This is a genomic window from Alcanivorax sp. HI0044, from assembly GCF_001634945.1.
Genome location: NZ_LWEZ01001959.1, coordinates 1 through 1,182, shown reverse-complemented (window position 1 = coordinate 1,182; position 1,182 = coordinate 1). Strand labels below are relative to the sequence as shown.

The window sequence follows — 1,182 nt, the reverse complement described above, 5'->3', positions numbered from 1 at the left end:
AGGGGACACCTTCAAAAGCGCGCCCTCTGTGCCCCGAATGGGGTATAGATTGCGAACCAGACTGAAAGACTGAGTACGCAAGGAGTTTTTCAGAGGTTCCCTAAGGTACGAGTCACGAGGAGCGAGAAGCGAAAACCTGACTGTCCCGGCTTTCGGGTTTTGACTTTCGAAGCTCGCTGCTCGTAACTCGATACTGTCGTGATCGCGCTGCCAGCGACGCTCTTGCGGATCGACGAGCTACTGGTTCGAGTTTCCAAACACCGCGCCGATCAGCGCACTCCCCTGCTGCATGGGGTTCTGGCGAATCCGGGTTTCCTGTTGGCCAATGCGGGTATAGAGCTGGTCCATGCTGTTGTCGATGACGTAACTTTCCAGGTCCAGATTGGGCTTGTTAGTAAGCGGTAACTTATCGTAGGCGCCAAGCAATGTCTGATACTGGTCGTAGAAACCGGTCTTGCGCAGGTTCTCTTCCACAATCGGCTGGAAGCGCTGGCGCAGGCTGTTCTCGGTCTCCCCGCGGAAATACTGGGTCGCCGCCGTATCGCCCCCCTGAATGATCCCCAGGGCATCATCCACACTCATGGCATTGATGGCGTTCTTGAAGACCGGTGCACCGGAGGCCACCGCCTTTTCTGCGCCGCGATTCATGGCCGTTTCCAACTGATCCACGTAGCTGCCAAGGCCAAATTGACGCAACGTATCGGTCACCGGATCCGCGGCCTTGGGCAGCTTCAGGTTCATGGCCCCTTCCTGGGACAGCTGGGCGGCGGCCACATCCGTCCCCTTGATCAGGGCTTCCTTAATGCCGGCGGCCAGTTTCTCATCGGTGTTGTAACCGGCATTCTTGGCCATCTGGTTACCCATGTTGATCCAGGGCATGGCCGATTCCATGTGCTGACAGCCGGCCAGCGCCAGGCCCAGAGCAAGAGGAAGTAGTTTCTTCACGGTGTTCTCCTTGTTGTTGTCGGGCATGCTACTGCATGGGCGGGGGCGGCTAAACACTTCATTGAGTGGAAAGTTTAAAGTTCAAAGTTGAAACGCGGACAAGGCCTTATCGTCGATAAAACGATTTTCACCGCGATCAGGGTATCAGCGGTTGCGCGGGCACGGGCTTTCAGGGCCCAATAACCTGACTCGCGCTTTTCAACGTTAAACTTTCAACTCGCTCCTGCTTTTATGACC

General features: G+C 56.2%; 1 protein-coding gene. It reads right to left on the bottom strand.

The window, feature by feature from the left end:
* Positions 1–237: 237 nt before the first annotated feature.
* The gene (locus A3730_RS29045; RefSeq protein ID WP_231880697.1) at positions 238–945 is read right to left on the bottom strand and encodes a DUF4197 domain-containing protein; all 708 of its coding nucleotides are present in this window, start codon (positions 943–945) and stop codon (positions 238–240) included.
* Positions 946–1,182 lie beyond the last annotated feature (237 nt).